The sequence below is a fragment of the Shewanella sp. TB7-MNA-CIBAN-0143 genome, from assembly GCF_040310065.1.
Lineage (GTDB): Bacteria > Pseudomonadota > Gammaproteobacteria > Enterobacterales > Shewanellaceae > Shewanella.
Window position 1 is genome coordinate 94,501 of record NZ_JBEOPL010000011.1, and the last position, 19,556, is coordinate 114,056.

General features: G+C 42.2%; 17 protein-coding genes and 1 pseudogene. 14 read left to right on the forward strand and 4 right to left on the reverse strand.

The window, feature by feature from the left end; genetic code table 11:
• Positions 1-24 precede the first annotated feature (24 nt).
• Positions 25-1,356, reverse strand: coding sequence for a GH1 family beta-glucosidase (locus tag AAEY97_RS10780; RefSeq protein WP_101086668.1), 1,332 nt, complete (start codon positions 1,354-1,356; stop codon positions 25-27).
• A 382-nt stretch (positions 1,357-1,738) separates the two neighbouring features.
• Between AAEY97_RS10780 and AAEY97_RS10785 the strand changes: the two genes are divergently transcribed.
• The 8 genes and pseudogenes from AAEY97_RS10785 to AAEY97_RS10820 all read left to right on the forward strand — a co-directional run bounded on the left by AAEY97_RS10785 (position 1,739) and on the right by AAEY97_RS10820 (position 11,174).
• Complete coding sequence (locus AAEY97_RS10785; RefSeq protein ID WP_350998785.1) at positions 1,739-3,046, forward strand: sugar MFS transporter; 1,308 nt, start codon at positions 1,739-1,741, stop codon at positions 3,044-3,046.
• 33 nt (positions 3,047-3,079) lie between these two features.
• Positions 3,080-5,698 (forward strand): glycoside hydrolase family 3 protein, encoded by a 2,619-nt coding sequence (locus AAEY97_RS10790; protein ID WP_502959455.1) that lies wholly within the window; start codon positions 3,080-3,082, stop codon positions 5,696-5,698.
• Between the two features lie 136 nt (positions 5,699-5,834).
• Positions 5,835-6,926: a glycoside hydrolase family 16 protein gene (locus AAEY97_RS10795; protein ID WP_350998791.1), complete on the forward strand. Its 1,092-nt coding sequence runs from the start codon at positions 5,835-5,837 to the stop codon at positions 6,924-6,926.
• A 344-nt stretch (positions 6,927-7,270) separates the two neighbouring features.
• Entirely contained in the window at positions 7,271-8,071 is an 801-nt protein-coding gene (cysQ, locus tag AAEY97_RS10800) for a 3'(2'),5'-bisphosphate nucleotidase CysQ (RefSeq protein WP_182744530.1), read from the forward strand.
• Positions 8,072-8,144: 73 nt separating this feature from the next.
• On the forward strand, positions 8,145-9,050 hold the full coding sequence (gene mak, locus AAEY97_RS10805) for a fructokinase (RefSeq protein WP_101086673.1): 906 nt from the start codon (positions 8,145-8,147) through the stop codon (positions 9,048-9,050).
• 142 nt (positions 9,051-9,192) lie between these two features.
• Entirely contained in the window at positions 9,193-9,951 is a 759-nt protein-coding gene (locus tag AAEY97_RS10810) for an ElyC/SanA/YdcF family protein (RefSeq protein ID WP_350998795.1), read from the forward strand.
• Positions 9,952-10,021: 70 nt separating this feature from the next.
• On the forward strand, positions 10,022-10,729 hold the full coding sequence (locus tag AAEY97_RS10815; protein ID WP_350998798.1) for a DUF2982 domain-containing protein: 708 nt from the start codon (positions 10,022-10,024) through the stop codon (positions 10,727-10,729).
• Between the two features lie 31 nt (positions 10,730-10,760).
• Positions 10,761-11,174: pseudogene (locus AAEY97_RS10820) on the forward strand (GFA family protein).
• On the opposite strand, the gene AAEY97_RS10825 reads toward AAEY97_RS10820, so the two are convergent.
• The 3 genes from AAEY97_RS10825 to galE all read right to left on the reverse strand — a co-directional run bounded on the left by AAEY97_RS10825 (position 11,171) and on the right by galE (position 13,613).
• Positions 11,171-11,530 carry a bactofilin family protein gene (locus AAEY97_RS10825; protein ID WP_335691401.1) on the reverse strand — a complete coding sequence of 120 codons (360 nt, stop codon included), beginning with the start codon at positions 11,528-11,530 and terminating at the stop codon, positions 11,171-11,173. The pseudogene AAEY97_RS10820 and the gene AAEY97_RS10825 sit on opposite strands and share 4 nt — an antisense overlap.
• Positions 11,531-11,641: 111 nt before the next feature.
• Positions 11,642-12,127: a ferredoxin-type protein NapF gene (gene napF / locus AAEY97_RS10830; protein ID WP_335691403.1), complete on the reverse strand. Its 486-nt coding sequence runs from the start codon at positions 12,125-12,127 to the stop codon at positions 11,642-11,644.
• Positions 12,128-12,587: 460 nt separating this feature from the next.
• The gene (gene galE / locus AAEY97_RS10835) at positions 12,588-13,613 is read right to left on the reverse strand and encodes a UDP-glucose 4-epimerase GalE (RefSeq protein WP_162023469.1); all 1,026 of its coding nucleotides are present in this window, start codon (positions 13,611-13,613) and stop codon (positions 12,588-12,590) included.
• A gap of 353 nt (positions 13,614-13,966) precedes the next feature.
• On the opposite strand from galE, the gene phhA reads away from it, so the two are divergent.
• The 6 genes from phhA to AAEY97_RS10865 all read left to right on the forward strand — a co-directional run bounded on the left by phhA (position 13,967) and on the right by AAEY97_RS10865 (position 19,513).
• The gene (gene phhA, locus AAEY97_RS10840; protein WP_101086680.1) at positions 13,967-14,764 is read left to right on the forward strand and encodes a phenylalanine 4-monooxygenase; all 798 of its coding nucleotides are present in this window, start codon (positions 13,967-13,969) and stop codon (positions 14,762-14,764) included.
• 82 nt (positions 14,765-14,846) lie between these two features.
• Positions 14,847-15,185 (forward strand): 4a-hydroxytetrahydrobiopterin dehydratase, encoded by a 339-nt coding sequence (locus AAEY97_RS10845; RefSeq protein WP_059747329.1) that lies wholly within the window; start codon positions 14,847-14,849, stop codon positions 15,183-15,185.
• A 164-nt stretch (positions 15,186-15,349) separates the two neighbouring features.
• Complete coding sequence (tyrR, locus tag AAEY97_RS10850; RefSeq protein WP_011636804.1) at positions 15,350-16,888, forward strand: transcriptional regulator TyrR; 1,539 nt, start codon at positions 15,350-15,352, stop codon at positions 16,886-16,888.
• A 237-nt stretch (positions 16,889-17,125) separates the two neighbouring features.
• Positions 17,126-18,112, forward strand: a complete 987-nt coding sequence (locus tag AAEY97_RS10855) for a fumarylacetoacetate hydrolase family protein (protein ID WP_102037636.1) — start codon at positions 17,126-17,128, stop codon at positions 18,110-18,112.
• Between the two features lie 98 nt (positions 18,113-18,210).
• Entirely contained in the window at positions 18,211-18,861 is a 651-nt protein-coding gene (gene maiA / locus AAEY97_RS10860) for a maleylacetoacetate isomerase (RefSeq protein ID WP_350998801.1), read from the forward strand.
• Entirely contained in the window at positions 18,848-19,513 is a 666-nt protein-coding gene (locus AAEY97_RS10865; RefSeq protein ID WP_350998804.1) for a nucleotidyltransferase family protein, read from the forward strand. The genes maiA and AAEY97_RS10865 overlap by 14 nt, the downstream gene beginning before the upstream one ends.
• Positions 19,514-19,556 lie beyond the last annotated feature (43 nt).

Sequence of the window (19,556 nt, forward strand, 5' to 3'; positions counted from 1 at the left end):
CAACGGCTTTATCTGGTTAACATATTATTTTCTTAAGTTTATAAATTCTCGATACGCATAGGCGCTGGCTTTCAGGGTGCGTTGTTGAGTTGTATAATCAACATAAACAATCCCAAAACGTTTTAAATAGCCTTCAGCCCATTCAAAATTATCCATTAAACTCCACGCAAAATATCCTACAACATTAACGCCTTGTTCAATGGCATTATTTACTGCATTTAAGTGAGCGTTATAGTATTCGAGTCTGTCTTGATCATCCACTTTACCGTCTTGCAATTTATCATCCATTGCCGCACCGTTTTCGGTAATGTAGATCGGCGGTAAAGGATAAAGTGCATGCAAAGAGGTTAATAAGTCGGTGAAGGATTGTGGGTATATTTCCCAGCCAATATCTGTTTTAGGTTTGTCGACCATATCGATTTGGCTAAAGCCATTTACTGGGTCGGCTTTATAGACCGCACGGGTGTAAAAGTTAATGCCTAAGAAGTCGATAGGTTGAGCAATAATATCAAAGTCGCCTTGTTCAATAACGGGCATATCTTCAGCGGCGAAGTCATTAATAATGTCAGGGTAACAACGGTCAAACAGTGGTTTGATGTACCATTGATTAAAGTACTGATCGGCTTTACTTGCGGCGTTAACATCTGCTGCAGAGTCTGTCGCGCTATAGCAAGGCGTGAAGTTAAGTACGATACCATTTTGGCTATTAGGACTATTTTTTTGCAATACTTTCATGGCTAAACCATGAGCCAATAATAAATGGTGTGCAGATTGACGACCGAACGCTTTGGTTGCTAATCCAGGCGCATGAACGCCAATTTCGTAACCTAAGTAGGAACTGCAAAATGGTTCGTTAAAGGTTGCATATGAATAGACTCTGTCACCGAATGCCTGAGTGATTTTGTCGGCGTAGTCTGCAAATAAATAGGCCGTTTCGCGATTTAACCAACCACCATTATCTTCAATATGTTGTGGTAAATCCCAATGGTATAAGGTCACAAAGGTTTTAATACCACGACGATTTAATTCATCGAGTAAGTCGGTATAAAACGTCACACCTTGCGGATTGAGGCTGCCATCTTTATGCATTACGCGTGGCCATGAAATCGATAAACGGTAGGCGTCAACGCCTAGCGATTCAATTAGATCGACATCTTCACGCCATAACTTTACATGCTCGCATGCTTGCGAACCGTCAGAACCATCACGAATTTTGCCTGGAGTCGCACAAAAGGTATCCCATATACAAGGAAGACGAGAATCCACTGCGCCTTCAATTTGAAAAGAAGCAGTCGCCACACCAAAGGTGAACGCTTTTGAATGCATTTTAGAATCGGCTGGTAACATAATTTTCATATTTAAATTCACTTAGTATTATTTAATTGTGTCTATTTTTATGACTAACTTATTACGTTGAAATACCCTGATAAAAGGCCTTGCGCCGTGATAGATACGCAGTAAAAAATAAGCTCTCGCGTTTAAAAATCGTTGACATCAGTTATCGATATGTTAAAAATGAAAGCGCTTACATTGAGATTAGTGATTAATTATCCAAAGGTCAATAATTGATTTGGTTAATTATTGAATGCTTATCTGCTTGCTCAAGTGTGGAAATGATCACCAGTCAAATGTCTAGGGTTTACGGGGAATTAACTCTTGGCGTGAGATTATTGGTATCCATTCAATGGCGTTATGTACTGCAACCCAAGATAACTATTAACAACAATAAGGGAATGTCATGGCGACTTCACCGCTTCAACCTGAGTTGGCAAATGCCGATTCGACTCACCAGCAAGGCAACTTTCGTTTTGCTTTGATAGCGTTAACCTCGTTATTTTTTATGTGGGGCTTTTTAACCTGTTTAAATGATATTTTAATCCCTTATTTAAAAAACATGTTCGACCTTAATTACACCCAAGCAATGCTGGTACAGTTCTGCTTTTTCGGAGCCTATTTTATTGTGTCTATTCCGGCAGGAGCCCTAGTCGGTAAAATTGGTTATCAAAAAGGTATTATTACCGGATTGGTTATTGCTTGTGTAGGGTGTTTACTGTTCTATCCATCGGCCAGTTATGGCTCTTACAATATGTTTTTATTTGCTTTTTTTGTACTGGCTTCGGGCATTACCATCTTGCAAGTATCAGCAAATCCATATGTGAGCGTATTAGGCCCAGCCGAAACCGCATCGTCTCGTTTAACCTTAACCCAAGCATTTAATTCATTAGGCACCACGGTGGCGCCATTTTTTGGTAGTTGGTTAATTTTATCGACCGTTGAACATGACAGCAAAGTCACTGAGGTTGGCGAAGTGATTGGCCAGCTATCGATTCAGCAACAAGCCTCTGCAGTACAAACGCCTTACCTTATTTTAGCGGGTGCGTTGTTTGTATTAGCATTCATTTTTATGTTGTTAAAACTGCCTTTACTGGGCAAACGAGACACTCAGTCTAATGCCGCTGTAAAAGGTAGCGCATGGCAATACCCGCATTTGGTGCTGGGTGCCGTGGGTATTTTTGTTTATGTGGGCGCCGAAGTAGGGATTGGCAGCTTTTTAATTAGTTTTTTAACTCAAGATGATATTGGCGGGGTGTCTGAATCGGAGGCTGCGCATTACATTGCTTACTACTTTGGTGGCGCGATGGTTGGGCGCTTTATTGGTGCTGCAGTCATGCAAAAAATTAACGCAGGCAAAGTACTCGCGTTTAATGCGCTGTGTGCGTGTGTTTTAGTGGCAGCAGCCATGTTGAGTGTCGGTACCGTTGCCATGTGGGCATTGTTGCTAGTCGGCTTGTGTAATTCAATCATGTTCCCAACCATTTTCAGTTTAGCGCTACAAGATTTAAAACAGCACACCAGTCAAGGTTCGGGTATTTTATGCTTAGCCATTGTCGGAGGTGCTGTTTTACCATTATTACAAGGCATGTTAGCTGACAGTTTAGGCATTCAATTAGCCTTTATTCTACCTTTGTTATGTTATGTATTTATTGGTTATTACGGTTTGATTGGATGTGCTGCAAAACGTCCAGCATTCGCAGATAAGGTATAAGGGAAGACCATGAGATTAACTCAATTACAGTGCATGCATAAAGTCAGCACACCGACAAAAACAAGCTTGATAGCCTTAGGCGTATTGCTTGGCTTAAGTGGGTGCGGCGAGAACAACAACGCCACTCAACAAGATAAAAAAACTGCAGTTACCCCAGCCATGGTTGGTGATACAGCAGCTAAGTCGTCATTAGCCATTTGGCCGGATCTTAAGCCTGCTATCGCCAAAGATGATGCTTTAGAAGCCAAAATTGATGCGTTAGTGGCTAAAATGACTATAGATCAAAAAGTCGCGCAAATGATCCAACCTGAAATTCGCGATATTACCGTTGAAGATATGCGTAAATATGGTTTTGGCTCGTATCTCAATGGTGGTGGTGCATACCCTAACAATGACAAACATGCTACGCCTGCAGATTGGATTGCACTGGCGGAATCTTTGTATCAAGCATCGGTCGATGACAGTGTTGATGGGATTAATATTCCAACCATGTGGGGCACCGATGCCGTACACGGTCATAACAATGTTATCGGCGCGACTTTGTTCCCGCATAACATTGGTTTAGGGGCGGCTAATAACCCTAAGTTAATTGAAAAGATAGCCGCTATCACGGCAAAAGAAGTGATGGTGACCGGTATCGATTGGGTATTTGCACCCACAGTTGCCGTAGTGAGAGACGATCGCTGGGGTCGAACTTATGAAGGTTATTCAGAAGACCCACAAATCGTCAAAGCCTATTCTTACGCCATCGTTGAGGGCCTGCAAGGTTCTGTTAATGGTGACTTTTTATCTGATCAACATGTAATTTCAACCGTTAAGCACTTTTTAGGCGATGGCGGCACTGAAAATGGCATCGATCAAGGCGATAATATTGCCAGCGAACAAGACTTATATGACATACATGCACAAGGCTATGTGGGGGGACTCAATGCTGGGGCACAAAGTGTTATGGCATCATTTAATAGCTGGCATGGGGTTAAAAATCATGGCAATAAATATCTGTTAACCGATGTACTTAAAGATAAATTAAATTTCGATGGTTTTGTTGTGGGTGATTGGAACGGTCACGGACAAATCGAAAATTGTACTAATGAGTCGTGTGCGCAAGCCGTCAATGCCGGTTTAGATATCTTTATGGTGCCAACTGCCGCTTGGAAACCGTTATATGAAAACACCATTGCACAGGTGAATAATGGTGAAATAAGCCAAGCGCGTATTGATGATGCGGTTAAACGTATTTTACGGGTTAAGTTCCGTGCAGGTTTGTTTGACAAACCTAGCCCTGCCAATCGGCCGTTATCGGGTAAAACTGAATTAATTGGCCAAGCAAGTCACCGTGAGGTGGCACGTCAAGCCGTTCGTGAATCTTTAGTACTGCTTAAAAACAATCAAGGTTTATTACCTTTAGCGCCTAATGCAAAGGTGTTGGTTGCAGGTGATGCCGCGGATAATATCGGTAAACAATCGGGTGGCTGGACCATTACGTGGCAGGGTACTGATAACCAAAATAGTGATTTTCCTGGTGCTACGTCAATTTACGCTGGTATTGATAAATTGGTCACTCAAGCTGGTGGTACAACAACATTAAGTGTTGCGGGTGAATTTGAACCACAGCAAAAGCCAGATGTTGCGATTGTTGTGTTTGGTGAAGAGCCGTATGCAGAAGGTAACGGCGACATTGATAACTTAGAATATCAACGTGGAGACAAGCGTGATCTTGCTTTATTGCAGAAGTTAACAGCGCAAGGTATTCCAGTGGTATCTGTGTTTATTAGTGGCCGTCCTATGTGGGTTAATGCTGAGTTCAACAGCTCTGATGCATTTGTCGCAGCCTGGTTACCGGGTTCTGAAGGGCAAGGCGTTGCAGATGTGTTATTTACTCAGGCTGATGGCAAAGTTGCTCATGATTTTGTCGGTAAATTGTCATTCTCATGGCCTGCGACACCTCAGCAAACTCAGATTAATGTGCCATTAGCCCAATACAACACTAAACAAGCACAAGCTGATTATCAGCCGCTTATACCTTATGGCTATGGCTTAACTTACCAATCTACTGCCAGTGATGCGGTTGTGTTAGATAATTTGTCGGAAGACAATTTAGCTGCAACTCAAACACTAGAAGATTTACCTTTATTTGAGCGCGCAGTGAAATCGCCTTGGTCAATGTTCATCGCTAACGCTTCTGAGCGCCAAGGGTTAACCAGTAGCGTAGCGCAAAATAGCGCATTAACCATTCGTACTATGGATCGTGTGGTTCAAGAAGATGCGCGCTTGGTATCTTTTAATGGTAATGAGCTGGGCACTGTCGGGTTAATTAGTAATTTCCCTCGTGATTTAAGGGCTTACAGTAATAGTGATGCCACGTTATCAGTGAGTATTAATGCAACACAAGCACTGCAAAAGCCGTTATGGCTAGGTATGGCATGTGAAGGTGATTGTCGTAAGCAAATAGATATTGCCAAGCAGGTGAATACTCAATTAGGTGAATGGCAACGTTTAAGCTTTTCATTGGCATGTTTTGCTGATGAACCAATGGATTTTGCTAAAATTGTGATGCCATTTTACCTTGCCACCGACGCGGCAGTGGAAATTCGTTTTAGTGATGTGGTCATTCAAGCAGCATCAGCAGAAAACACCATACAATGTAACTAATTAAAAGCGAATTAGCCCTATCTGAGTCATTAGATAGGGCTAGTTAAACTCAATTTTAAATAGTAATGGTTGTCGACGCTTGTTGTTTTACTACTGCGTGCGGCAAAGAGAGAACGATAAATGGATAAGGACAAAAATGAACAAGCTCAATAAGCATCATTCATTTGTATCCTGCTTAACTGCGTTAACTTTGTCGGTCATATTTCTGTCTGGCTGTAATGCTGATGATGTAACAGAACAAGCAACAGATACAGTGATACCCAATACCGCAGGATCAGGTTGGCAACTGGTTTGGCAAGATGAGTTTGAGGGTAACCAAATAGACACTGCTAGGTGGAGCTTTGCCGTTGATTGTTATGGTGGTGGCAATGATGAGGCTCAGTGTTATACCGCACGGCCTGAAAATACTGCAGTTAGTGATGGTTTGTTAGCGATTACGGCATTAAGAGAAACTTTTTCTGGGCCTGCAGTAAATGATTCTGATCCAAGCTATGACGTAAACGATACATCGAAAACATTAGATTACACCTCTGCTCGTTTAGTATCGAAAAACAAAGGTGATTGGAAATACGGCCGTTTTGAAATTCGCGCCAAATTACCGCAAGGTCAGGGGACTTGGCCGGCGATATGGATGTTACCGACAGATTGGGTATACGGTCCTTGGGCTGGATCAGGTGAAATAGACATTATGGAGGCCGTAAACCTTAAGGTTGTTACCGACGATAAGGCGCCAGAGTCTGCAGTACATGGCACATTACATTACGGTAAACAATGGCCCAACAATGTTTATACGGGCACAGAATATCGTTTACCACATGACCTCAATCCTGCAGACGACTTCCATGTGTATGCTGTTGAATGGCAACAAGGTGAAATCCGTTGGTATGTCGATGATGTTCATTTTGCCACTCAACGAGCATCGGGTTGGTTTAGCCAGTATGTCGATGATAATGGTGATGTGGTCAACGCACCTTATGATGCACCGTTTAATCAGCCATTTCACATGTTACTTAATCTTGCTGTGGGTGGCGCATGGGCCGCGAACGTGAATAAAACCGGTATCGATGAGTCGATTTTTCCGCAGTCGATGTTAGTGGATTACGTGCGTGTATATGAATGTGCTAAATCACCTAAAACAGGTGCTGGATGCGAAACAATTGATGGCAGTGTTGACGTTACCTTAGGCAAAATAGCACCAGAAATTATGTCACTAGACTCAGCGCTTTAACAGTGGATTTTGTTTTATGTAGTCAATAATCATCAGCTAGCACTGTGAGTGACGATGGTTTTTTACTGTGATATCCCAGCTAATAGTGTCATTTTATGATGTTGATTTTTAACTGAATACGAATGCAAAGATGCACTGTTTGCTTTGAGTGGTGAGTGGTTTAGCTTAGTATCGAGCAAGTTTAGAGGTGTTGTCAGTATGTTGTAAGCATGTAATGGCATGATCAGAGTGTTTTGGTTTAAGTGCGATCAAATGATTATATAAATTTATGATGTCAACAATGGCATAATGGAGCAAATGCACCTTAATGGTATTGAAGCCGTTATAGATTTTAAGGAATTGATTTGTCGAACATTACATTTTCTCTAGCTGAGCTAGAACAGGTAGTCGCCATTGCTAAAGATGCAGGTACTGCGATTATGCAGGTTTATGCTCAAACTGATTTGCAGATTGAGGTTAAACAAGACGATAGCCCTGTTACTGCAGCCGATATTGCCAGCCATAATGTGATTGTCGCTGGCCTTAAACAGCATTTTGCTGATATTGCTGTAATGAGTGAAGAAGCGGCTGATATCAGCTGGGCAGAGCGACAAACGTGGCAAACGTATTGGTTGATCGATCCGCTAGATGGCACCAAAGAATTTATTAAACGCAATGGCGAATTTACCGTCAACATCGCCCTTATTCACCAAGGTAAAGCCATTGCCGGTGTGGTATATGCACCAGTATTAGACAAATGTTATAGCGGCATTGTTGATCAAGGGGCATGGCTTGAATATAACGGACAAATATCGTTATTAGATATTCGTGACAGAGCATTGCAATCGCCACCTATTGTAGTCGGAAGCCGCTCTCACGTAAGCCCTGATGTTGCCGCTTATTTACAGACTATTGGCGAACACCAAATGTTAAGTGTCGGCAGTTCATTAAAATTTTGTATGGTGGCCGAAGGGCAAGCAGATGTGTATCCAAGATTAGGCCTAACCAGTGAATGGGATACCGCCGCAGCGCAAGCAGTATTAGAAAGTGCTGGTGGTCAGGTTGTTGAATATCCAGCGCTTACACCGCTGCAATACAACCAAAAAGAAAATATTTTAAATCCGTATTTTATTGCTGCTTCATCGGCATGGTTTGCACGCAAATAGCGCTAATCGTTATCAGCTCTTGCAAGCCCAATATGGAACCCCAATTAATAATAAGCAAATGGAGTGACAAGTTATGATGCGCATGGGCGTCGATCTCGGTGGTACAAAAATTGAAATAGTGGCTTTAGCCGATGATGGATCTGAAATTTTCAGAAAGCGCATTCCAACGCCAAAAAACTATCCTGGTACCATTGAAGCCATTGTCAGCTTAGTGGCTGATGCAGAATCAGCAACGGGCCAAACCGGCTCTGTTGGGGTTGGCATTCCAGGTGTTGTGTCACCGTTTACTGGCTTGGTAAAAAACTCTAATTCAACCTGGATTAACGGTCATCCGCTGGATAAAGATTTAAGTGAAGTATTAAGCCGTGAAGTACGTGTAGCTAATGATGCGAACTGTTTTGCAGTATCAGAAGCCGTTGATGGCGCAGCTGCTGGTAAAGGGGTTGTATTTGGCGGCATTATTGGTACCGGTTGTGGTGCAGGTGTTGCGATTAACGGTCGTGTCCATGGCGGCGGTAATGGCATTGGCGGAGAGTGGGGACATAACCCATTACCGTGGATGACAGCAGATGAGTTTAATACCACTACTTGTTTTTGTGGTAATCGTGACTGTATTGAAACCTTTATTTCTGGCACAGGCTTTGTTCGTGATTTTCGTGAAGCGGGTGGTGATGCCACTAGCGGTATTCAAATTTCTGAGATGATGCAACAAGGCGATCCGTTAGCCACAGCCGCATTTGAACGTTATATCGATCGCTTAGCGCGTTCACTCGCACACGTGATTAATATGATGGACCCAGACATGATTGTACTTGGCGGCGGCGTCTCTAATATTGAAGCTATTTATACTGAATTACCTAAAGTGTTACCCAAATATGTTGTTGGCCGTGAATGTGGTACCCAAGTGGTTAAAAATAAGTTTGGTGCATCATCTGGTGTTCGCGGTGCAGCATGGTTGTGGGGCAAAGACGAGAAGTAATCACTTCTTACTCGATATGCAAATACATTAAGTATTACAGTAGATTAAACGGCACTTAAAGGTGCCGTTTTTGTTTTGAGTTTGTTTTAGTGCTCGATAACGATAAACTAGCCGCAATAATGATAAACGAAGTGAATAATTAATGTTTTGGCTTAAAAAACTGTTGTCACAATTGGTGATGCCAATTCCTTTTAGCATAATGTTGTTCGTTCTGGCTGCCATTTTATGGCGAACGAATCGTGTAACGTTACTGCAATTTGGCCGAGTGCTCTTGGTTACCGCTATCGTGGTGCTAACATTAACAAGCCAATCGCAAGTGAGCTATTTTTTAGCAGATTCATTAGAATCACAGCATAACGTTAATCATCAACCGATTGCTGGTTCTTGTGTTGTGATGGTATTAGGTTCAGGCAATCGTGAGCAACAAGGCCATACTGCAGTGCAGCAACTATCATCAACAGCACTGGCTCGTTTAACCGAAGGCGTTCGTCAGTTTAGGTTGGGACAGCAATGCACTTTAATTGTGAGTGGTTGGAGTGGCGGATATCTGAAGACAGCTCATGCGACCATTATGGCTCAAGCTGCAGAAGAGTTAGGGATCCCCAAAGCCAGTATTGTGGCTTTTAATGAACCCAAAGACACCATTGAAGAGGCCTATGCTTTACAACAGCGAATTGGTCAGCAGCCATTTCGATTAGTCACTTCAGCAACTCATATGCCGCGGGCGATGATGATATTCACCTCATTAGGGATGCAACCCCAGCCTGCACCGAGTGATTTTATTGCACATCAAGGTTTCTGGTGGCGTTTAGATGCAGATCAACTGCTAGCTTCGCAAAAATCTATCCATGAATATGTTGGCATGCTGTGGCTTAATATTAAAGGTATGACTGCTGATTAAATGTATTAGCTAAAAGACGTAAAGCGATATTAAAAACCTTATTTATTATATTTAGTTTAAAGGACAAACCGTGGTCAATGATGAGTTACTAATTAGCCCTTTTGCCAAACGAAATGGCATAACCTTAACGGTGGTTGGTGCCATTAGTTTAACGGCTAGCTTGATTATTTTTATCGGCCTTAACGGTTTTTTTGCCGTAGGAATGTTGTTCTTTGCATTAGGCTCAGTGGCACTCATTTTAGGTGTCGCTAAAGTGCATCAGCCGGCGGTTAGTTTTAAGCTAACTGCTGCAGGTGTGGCATTTTTTCATCGCCGCGGCCAAGTGTTTATTGAATGGCATAACATTCAACGAGTCGATTGTGCCCGAGTAAATCAAAACTTGCAGTTGATTGAGCTACCTTATATTGGCGTTAAGCTTAAACAGATTAATCCCATTTTAGACTGTATTTCACCCCGTCTTGCCACTGGTTTACTGACCGAACAGCGGCCATTACTCATGACTGCGGCCACCCAAGATGAAGATTTACAAAGTTTAGAAGGTTATTTGGGGGCTGAATTTACGCCGCTAGTGGTCAATGGTGAACGTTACCGTGGGGTATTGGCAATGTTTGGTCATCGCTGTCAAACGTTAAACGAGCAATTGGGTTACCATGTGTATTTATCGATTGATAATTTAGATCGAGAACCGAAAGAGTTTGTGACTTTGTTGCGTCAATGGCAACAGCAAGCCCAACTACAAACTCAGCAGCACACAACATCTGCGACAGATATCGAATGACACGACTAACAATCAAGTAGCAGGTGTTCAAATGGCATTACAAGGCGGTTGTTTATGTGGAGCGATACGTTATCACGTTAACGGTATGCCATTTGAAGCCGATCATTGCCATTGTAATCAATGTCGTAAAAGCGTTGGTGCGGTAGTCATGAGCTGGATGGATTTTCATACAGACAAAGTGCAGTGGTTACAAGGACCGGTGACTGAATTTGCCTCTTCAGATAACAGTCGACGTGGTTTTTGTCAGTGCTTTGGCTGTTCATTGACTTACCGACATTTAGATTATCCATAATACACTTCATTGTCGATAACCTCTTTAGACCAACCAAACCTAGTACGACCGACTTATCATATACACACTGACGAGCAGGTTAGTTGGTTAAAGATAGATGATTCTTGCCCGCGCTATAAGGCAGGTAAAACAGCAGCTAAAAAACCAGATTAACTTTCTGAGGAAGTACTCGTAAGAGGCTCTCTGTGACGATAACCTAAAAACTGGCCACCATCTAAAATTTCAATATTTTCACAATAAGCATCGCCTTCAAAAATCCCTTGCTCATGGAGGGTGATTTTTTTACAACGCGCTTTACCTGCTAATTGGCCAGCAATCATTAACTCGCGACATAAAATATCACCATCGACAGTGCCATTAGTTTCAATGGTTACATTGCCCTGCGCTTTGATGTCACCACTCACATGACCTGCAATTAGGACATCACCACTAAAAATGAGTTTACCGGTTAAATGGCATTCTTGGGCGATAAAACTGAGTGGATTAGCCGGTTGCTTTTGACGAAACATCTTAGTGCTCTTAAGTTGGTATTATGTCGGTAATATAACGTGATAGGTTGATAAACAACACTAAAATCGCTGACTGTATTTATAACATCTTTCTACATTTTGGAGGATAAATCAGTTTGAATTGCCAATGAGTATCGCATCCGCGGGGCAAGGAGACACACAAGCACCACAACCAGTACAGGCCTCAGTATCTATCATGGGTTTAGGCACTTGTCCTATTGCCATAATAAAGCTAATTGCGCGAGGGTCGCAGGCATCTTTACAGCTCTGACACCAAACCCCTTCATGGGTTAAACAGTTATCTTTTATCGTAGCCGTAATTGACCAAGGTAAGGATTGGTCGCGATCAAATACAGGCTCTGGGCACACATCAACGCATTGCTTACAGAAGGTACATTCATCTTTAGTGAAATCTATTTCAGGAAAACCACCTTCACCGCGTTTAATTATTTGGGTTTCGCAGGCGGTAATACACTTGTCACAGCGTGTGCAATTGTCAGTAAATTCCTGATCCGTTTTGCTCCACGGCGGGCGGGTAACATTGGATTTTCTGCGACTAAATAGATTACGGCGACTTTGATTAATACCTTGGTTCATTTCGGTTCCAATTGAGCTTAAATATATTTGCTGCAATCAATATTAGCATTAACTGCAGCACAAAATTGTTAAGCGCTTGGCAATTCATACCAATTCCAATAATTATCTGGTCATTCAAAGAGAATCGGCATCTTCTAGGCAAGTAATTCTTCTAGGCAAGCAATTCTTCTAGGCGAGCAATAGGATTGTAGGCATAGTTGCTCTCGGCAACAGCTCCTACGTTGCTCTATCTCGTGCATCTTGCCGCCATGGATGGTTGCAATGTCTTATTTTTTATAGAAAAAAATAGACCATGCAGTCGTACGTCAAAATACTATTAAGCAGCATAGTAGGTGCATAAACTCGTCCTGCGGGAGCCACTCAGGCTTTCCATTTTTTGTTACATTGTTCCATAAGGGAATAACCATTCTTTCAACAATGCGCCTCAAACTGAAAAAACTGAGTGACTCTGATAGATCACCTAATTAATGGCGTTGGTATTGTAACCATCAGGATTATTTGATTGCCATTTCCAACTGCTATTTGCCATATCTTCAACGGTATGGGTTGCACGCCAATCCAATTCTGTAGCGGCAAAGCTTGGGTCGGCATAACAGGCTGCAATATCACCAGGGCGGCGAGGACTAATTTGATAAGCAATGGTTTTGCCACAAGCTTTTTCAAATGCCTTGACCATGTCTAACACGCTGTAGCCTATGCCCGTTCCGAGGTTATAAGTCACCAGCCCAGGTTTAGTTTGCAGCTTTTTAAGTGCTTGCAAGTGACCCATAGCTAAATCAACAACATGAATATAATCACGTACGCCTGTGCCATCTGGTGTGTTGTAATCATCACCAAAAACGCTTAATTGTTGGCGTTTACCAACAGCAACTTGGGCAATAAATGGCATCAAGTTATTAGGAATATCGTTAGGGTCTTCGCCAATCAAGCCACTTTCGTGAGCGCCGACTGGATTAAAGTAACGTAAACGAGCTATATTCCAACTGTTATCCGAGTTATGCAAGTCAGCTAAAATATTCTCAACCATCAATTTTGACTGGCCATAAGGGTTGGTTGCGCCAGTAGGAAAATCTTCTTTAATGGGTAAGCTAGCGGGATCGCCGTAAACCGTGGCAGATGAGCTAAAAACTAAGTTTTTGACGTTATTTTCAGCCATGACTTGGCATAAAATGATGGAACCGGTGACGTTGTTTTCGTAATATTTCAATGGTTTTTCGACCGATTCACCGACAGCTTTTAATCCTGCAAAATGAATGACGGATTCGATGCTGTGATCTGCAAAAACTTTTTGCAGTAAGGCTTTGTTTAGAATGTCGCCTTGATAAAATGTGACATCTTTACCGGTAATGGTTCTAACTCGAGCCAACGCTTCAACACTTGAGTTTGATAGATTGTCTACGATGACCACTTTCTGTCCGGCCTTTAATAGCTCTACTACGGTATGTGTACCAATATAGCCTGCGCCGCCGGTTACCAAAATTGTCATAGTTTAATCGTCCTGTGAATTAATGAGTCAAGTTATAGGGCTGGTTGATTTTTGGCGATCAACTTTTATCCGATCAGTTAGATAAATAGCCTCTCATGTATTGTAAATTATCACAGTTCAATTGCCATTTAAATTATTGATGGCACGTTCAAATTAATACCGGTCAGCTTTCCTATAAAGTGAGTCAAAAGTAGTTATAAAAATGGGCGCTGAGTGAAAGCTAAATCAGTAGTTGTATTTATTTGTTTACGATTAGCACTACATTATGGCAAGACAATAAACTGTGAAGGAGTTAACAAAACATCACCCTTAGCACACTATGTAGGGAGTGAAGTTGACGTAAAGTGGAACCTATGAGTACAGCAACAAAGTATATTGCACACCAACCTGATGCCCAAGGTTACATTGATTACTCAGAGCATGAGAATCAATTATGGCAACAATTGTATCAGCGCCAAGTGACGAATATGCCGGGCCGCGCATGCCAAGCCTATTTACAAGGCTTAGATGCATTAGGCATGTCAGTTGATCGCATTCCACAATTGCCTGAAATCGATAAAGTGTTACTTGATGCAACGGGTTGGAAAACTGCTGCAGTGCCTGCACTGATTTCATTTGGGCGTTTCTTTGAGTTACTGGCCAATAAAGAGTTTCCAGTCGCGACGTTTATTCGCAGCAAAGAAGAGTTTGATTACCTGCAAGAACCTGACATTTTTCATGAGATATTTGGCCATTGTCCGTTATTAACCAATCCATCATTTGGGCATTTTTCACATATGTATGGCCAGTTAGGGCTGGCGGCATCAAAAGAAGAGCGCGTGTTTCTGGCGCGATTATATTGGTTTACTATTGAGTTCGGTTTGGTTCAGGCGAAAAATGAATCACTGCAAATATACGGCGGCGGCATTTTAAGTTCACCGGGTGAAACCATGTATGCATTAAGTGACAGCCCTGAACGTAAGCCGTTTGATTTACTCGACGTACTGCGCACACCGTATCGTATTGATATCATGCAACCTATTTATTATGTTATCGATCATATTGACTATTTAGACGAAATTGCCCGTATGGATATTATGAGCATGGTGACAAAAGCACGTCATTTAGGCATGTTTGAGCCTAAATTTGCTCTAAAAGTCAAAGCCAGTTAACGATTTATTGCAGATGAGCAACCAATAAGTTAGCTCAACAACCTGCAAGTGAGACACTATTTAATTAAGCCAAGGAGTACAAATGAACGCATTAACCGAGATGAAGTGTGAAGCATGCCAAGCAGATGCACCAAAAGTAACGGATGCAGAGTTAGCAGAGCTTGTCGGTATGATCCCTGATTGGGGCGTTGAAGTTCGTGACGGCATTATGCAGTTAGAGCGGGTATATAAATTTAAAAACTTTAAGTTAGCGATGGCCTTTACCAATAAGTTGGCCGATTTAGCTGAAGCAGAGTTCCATCACCCAGGTATCTTAACCGAATGGGGCAAAGTCACAGTGACGTGGTGGTCACACTCAATTAAAGGGTTACACAAAAACGATTTCATTATGGCTGCCAAGACCGACCAGTTGTTAGACTAGTTACTATCGCCATCCATTTCAGCATGTTACGTTAACGTAATGTGCTGAAATAGTTTCTCTGTTACAATTCTACTGTAAACTTCACTTGCCACCGAAGCTATATCCCTCTAACGTAATGCCAAATTTCCGCAATAAAACATTAATAAATAGGGAATCGTTACATTATGCGTTTGGAAGTCAGCTGTATCGATCGCGTGGGTTTAGCGAAAGACATCCTCGTCGTGCTTGAAAAACATGGTATTAACTTAATTGCCATTGATGCCAGTAATAAAGGTTTCCTGTTTTTGCAGTTTGCAGAAATCAGTTTCGAAACCTTACGTGAGCTTATGCCACAAATTCGTAAAGTCGAAAGTGTGCATGATGTCCGTACCGTATCTTTTATGCCTTCAGAGCAAGAACATTACGCCCTAAAAACCTTACTAAAAACCTTACCCGATTCGGTGTTTTCAACAGACGCGAAAGGGCGGATCCGCATAGCCAATGAGTCGGCTTTATTGACGCTTGGTATGGCTGAGCATGAAGTGGTGGGTGAGTCACTTAATCATTGGGTGCAAGGATTTAACTTTGCTCGTTGGATGAGTGAAATACCTGTGTTGGCGCAAGCCACACGAGTACAAATTAACTCGAGCGAGTATTTGGCTGAAATGCTGCCAATTTACTTACCCGATGATGATGATAAAACCATTTTAGCGGGTGCGGTTATTTCGCTAAAATCACCCGCTAGAGTGGGTAAACAGTTTAATGCCCTGCAAAATCAAACTACTGGCTTTGATAATGTATTGGCTATCAGCGACAAAATGAAAGACATACTCAAGCAAGCCAAACGTATGGCGCAACTTGATGCACCGTTACTCATCACCGGTGAAACGGGAACAGGTAAAGAGTTGATGGCTCGTGCTAGTCATGACGCCAGCATGCGCCGCGAACATCCTTTTATCGCGATTAACTGTGCCGCTTTGCCTGATAGTGTTGCTGAAGAAGAGTTGTTTGGCTTTGTCAGTAATGGCACAGTCGTTAAACGTGGTCTGTTTGAAGAAGCAAAAGGCGGTACGGTGTTTCTTGATGAAATAGCCGAGATGTCTAAAACCGCACAAGTTAAATTATTGCGTTTATTACAAGACGGGACTTTTAGACGGATTGGTGGCGATGAAGAAGTGCGCGCCGATGTACGAATTATTTGTTCAACCCAAAAACACTTAGCTGAACTTTGCCAATCTGGTGAGTTTAGAGAAGATTTGTATTATCGAATCCATGTTTTAAGTTATCACATGCCATCACTGCGTGAGCGTCGTGTGGATGTGATTCCATTAACTGAGATGTTTTTAGAGCATTATAGTCAGCAGTTATCGAGTCCCTTAAGGCGTATATCGGCAAGTTGTCGCGATTACCTATTTACCTACGCATGGCCGGGTAATGTGCGCCAATTGAAAAATGCAATTTTTAGAGCGGTATCAATGTGGGATGGCTCAACAGAATTGACTGTGGAACAACTTAAATTACCTTCATATGCCGAAGGATTTGGTTATTTCGATGAAGAGTTTGAGGGCACGTTAGACGAGGCGATGAAAGAGTATGAAGCCAGTTTATTACGTCGGTTATATCCCGCGTACCCAAGTACACGCCAATTAGCCAAAAAGTTAGGTGTGTCTCACACCGCTATTGCTAACAAGTTGCGTGATTACAGTATTAGTAAGAAAAAGTAATGTAACGATTTAATGCCAGCCAAGCGCTGGCATTTTGGTCATTTTAACGCTGACAATCAGTGCTGACGTGGCCTTTTATGTTTTGTAACGAATAATTTACAAATCACGATTAGCACCACAAAAATGTGATTTGGTACCTACTATAGGATTTTCCGTCTCGATCGGTTATTTCTATGGTTAGATTGAGAGTCTTGTCTCAAGTAGGACGCAGATCTCACCCAGAATTTAGGAGCAGTAATGAAACTTGCAAGTTATCACAACGGACGTCGCGACGGCCAATTGATGTTAGTCAGTAAAGATTTGACCAAAACAGTCGCGGTACCCGCTATTGCCCATACTATGCAGCAATTATTAGATGCTTGGGATTTGTTATACCCACAACTCAATGAGTTGTATGAAGCACTAAACGCCGGTCAGATGGACAATGCAGTAGATTTTGATGAAGCACGTTGTTTATCACCTTTACCACGAGCCTACCAATGGGCCGATGGCAGTGCGTATGTTAACCATGTTGAGTTAGTACGCAAAGCACGTGGCGCTGAAATGCCTGCATCGTTTTGGACTGATCCTTTAGTGTATCAAGGTGGTTCTGACAGCTTTATCGCCCCTAAAGCGGATATTCAAATGGCCAGCGAAGAATACGGTATCGATTTCGAATCAGAAATTGCTATTGTGACTGATGATGTTGCCATGGGTGTTAACAGCGAAGATGCAACTAAGCACATCAAATTATTGATGTTAGTTAACGACGTATCACTGCGTAACTTAATCCCTGGTGAATTAGGTAAAGGGTTTGGTTTTTTCCAATCTAAGCCATCTAGTGCATTTTCGCCCATTGCGATTACCCCAGACGAGTTAGGTGATAAATGGCAAGACAGCAAAGTACATTTGCCGTTAGTGACTCATTTAAACAGTGAACTATTTGGTCGCCCGAATGCCGGCGTCGACATGACGTTTAACTTTAGCCAGTTAGTAGAGCACGTGGCTAAAACACGTCCATTAGGCGCAGGTGCAATTATTGGTTCTGGTACTATTTCTAACTACGATCGCAGTGCAGGTTCAAGCTGTTTAGCGGAAAAGCGCATGCTTGAAATCATTGCCGACGGTAAAGCCTCAACACCCTTTATGCATTTTGGCGACACTGTTCGCATTGAAATGTTTGATGATAACGGTGTGAGCATCTTTGGTTCTATCGATCAAAAAGTGGTTGAATACAAAGCTTAATATTTTGAAAGCGATGTAAATCGAAATATAAAGGCAATAGCGGTAAATCGTTATTGCTTTTTTATTAGGCTGAATAAAACAAAAGTAAGGGAATTGACATGAAACTCTATGGCTACTGGCGTTCAAGTGCGGCATATCGCGTGCGTATTGCGTTAAATTTAAAGCAGTTAACGGCTGAACATATTTCAGTTCATTTGGTTAATAATGGTGGTGAGCAACATTCTGAGGCTTACCATCAACTCAACCCCTCGGATCTTGTGCCGACGTTTATCGACAATAATGAGTCAGGCGAGATTAACTTATCGCAATCGTTAGCCATTATAGAATACCTCGACGAAAAACACCCTCAGCAACCGCTACTTCCCAGCAATGTTGAGCAGCGAGCTATTGTTCGCAGCATGGCTCAAGCCATAGCATGTGAAATTCATCCTTTAGATAATCTTCGAGTATTACAATATTTAGTTAAGGAAATGGGTGTATCAGAAGCTGATAAGATGCGTTGGTATCACCATTGGATACACCTTGGTTTTGCTGCTTTAGAACAGCAGTTAAGCCGATATTCTGGACGTTTCTGCTTTGGTGATACGCCTTCGCTGGCCGATATTTGTCTGATCCCGCAAGTGTATAATGCCAAACGCTTTAATTTAGAGCTTGCTGCGTATCCTAATATTGTCAGAATTTGGGATGAGTGCCATAAGTTACCTGCATTTGCTGATGCCGCGCCAGAACAACAGCATGACGCGACGTAATCAAACCTTGTTTAATCAGCACCAGTTAAATCCGCCCCTGTTAAACCAAGTGGCCATTGATCAGTTGCAACATGGGCAGGCTAAGCCATTGTTCTTGTTGTGGCAGTGGTTACAACAAGATGAACTTAGAATGGCAGCCTTAATGACGTGTCAGAAAGTGATGCAACAACAAGGGATCACAGATTGGTTAATTAGTGCGGGTTTTATACGCAATTTGATCTGGGATAATTTGCACAGCATGACCTCACAGCCCTTAAACGACATTGATGTCATTTACTGGTGTGATAACACCCCATCTTCTGCAGAAGACCAGGCGATTGAAGCTTTACTCGTTAAGCAGATAGGTCTGCCATGGTCGGCGAAAAACCAAGCCAGAATGCATCTTAGAAATGGTGATATGCCCTATAGTTCTTGTGTTGATGCCATGTCATTTTGGCCAGAAAAACAAACGGCTATTGGGGTTAAATTAGTCCCCTCTGATGACCATACAATAGCTGAGTTTCAATTACAGGTGACGAGTGTGTTTGGTTTAGGCTGTTTGTTTGACTTGTCATTAAGTCCAAACCCAAAGCGTGACAAAGCTATTTTTAACCATCGCGTGTCCCAAAAGGGATGGTTAATGCATTACTGCAAACTATCTGTAACAGATTAATCATCAATAATAATTCACCTGTTCAACCTCACAAAACCTAACT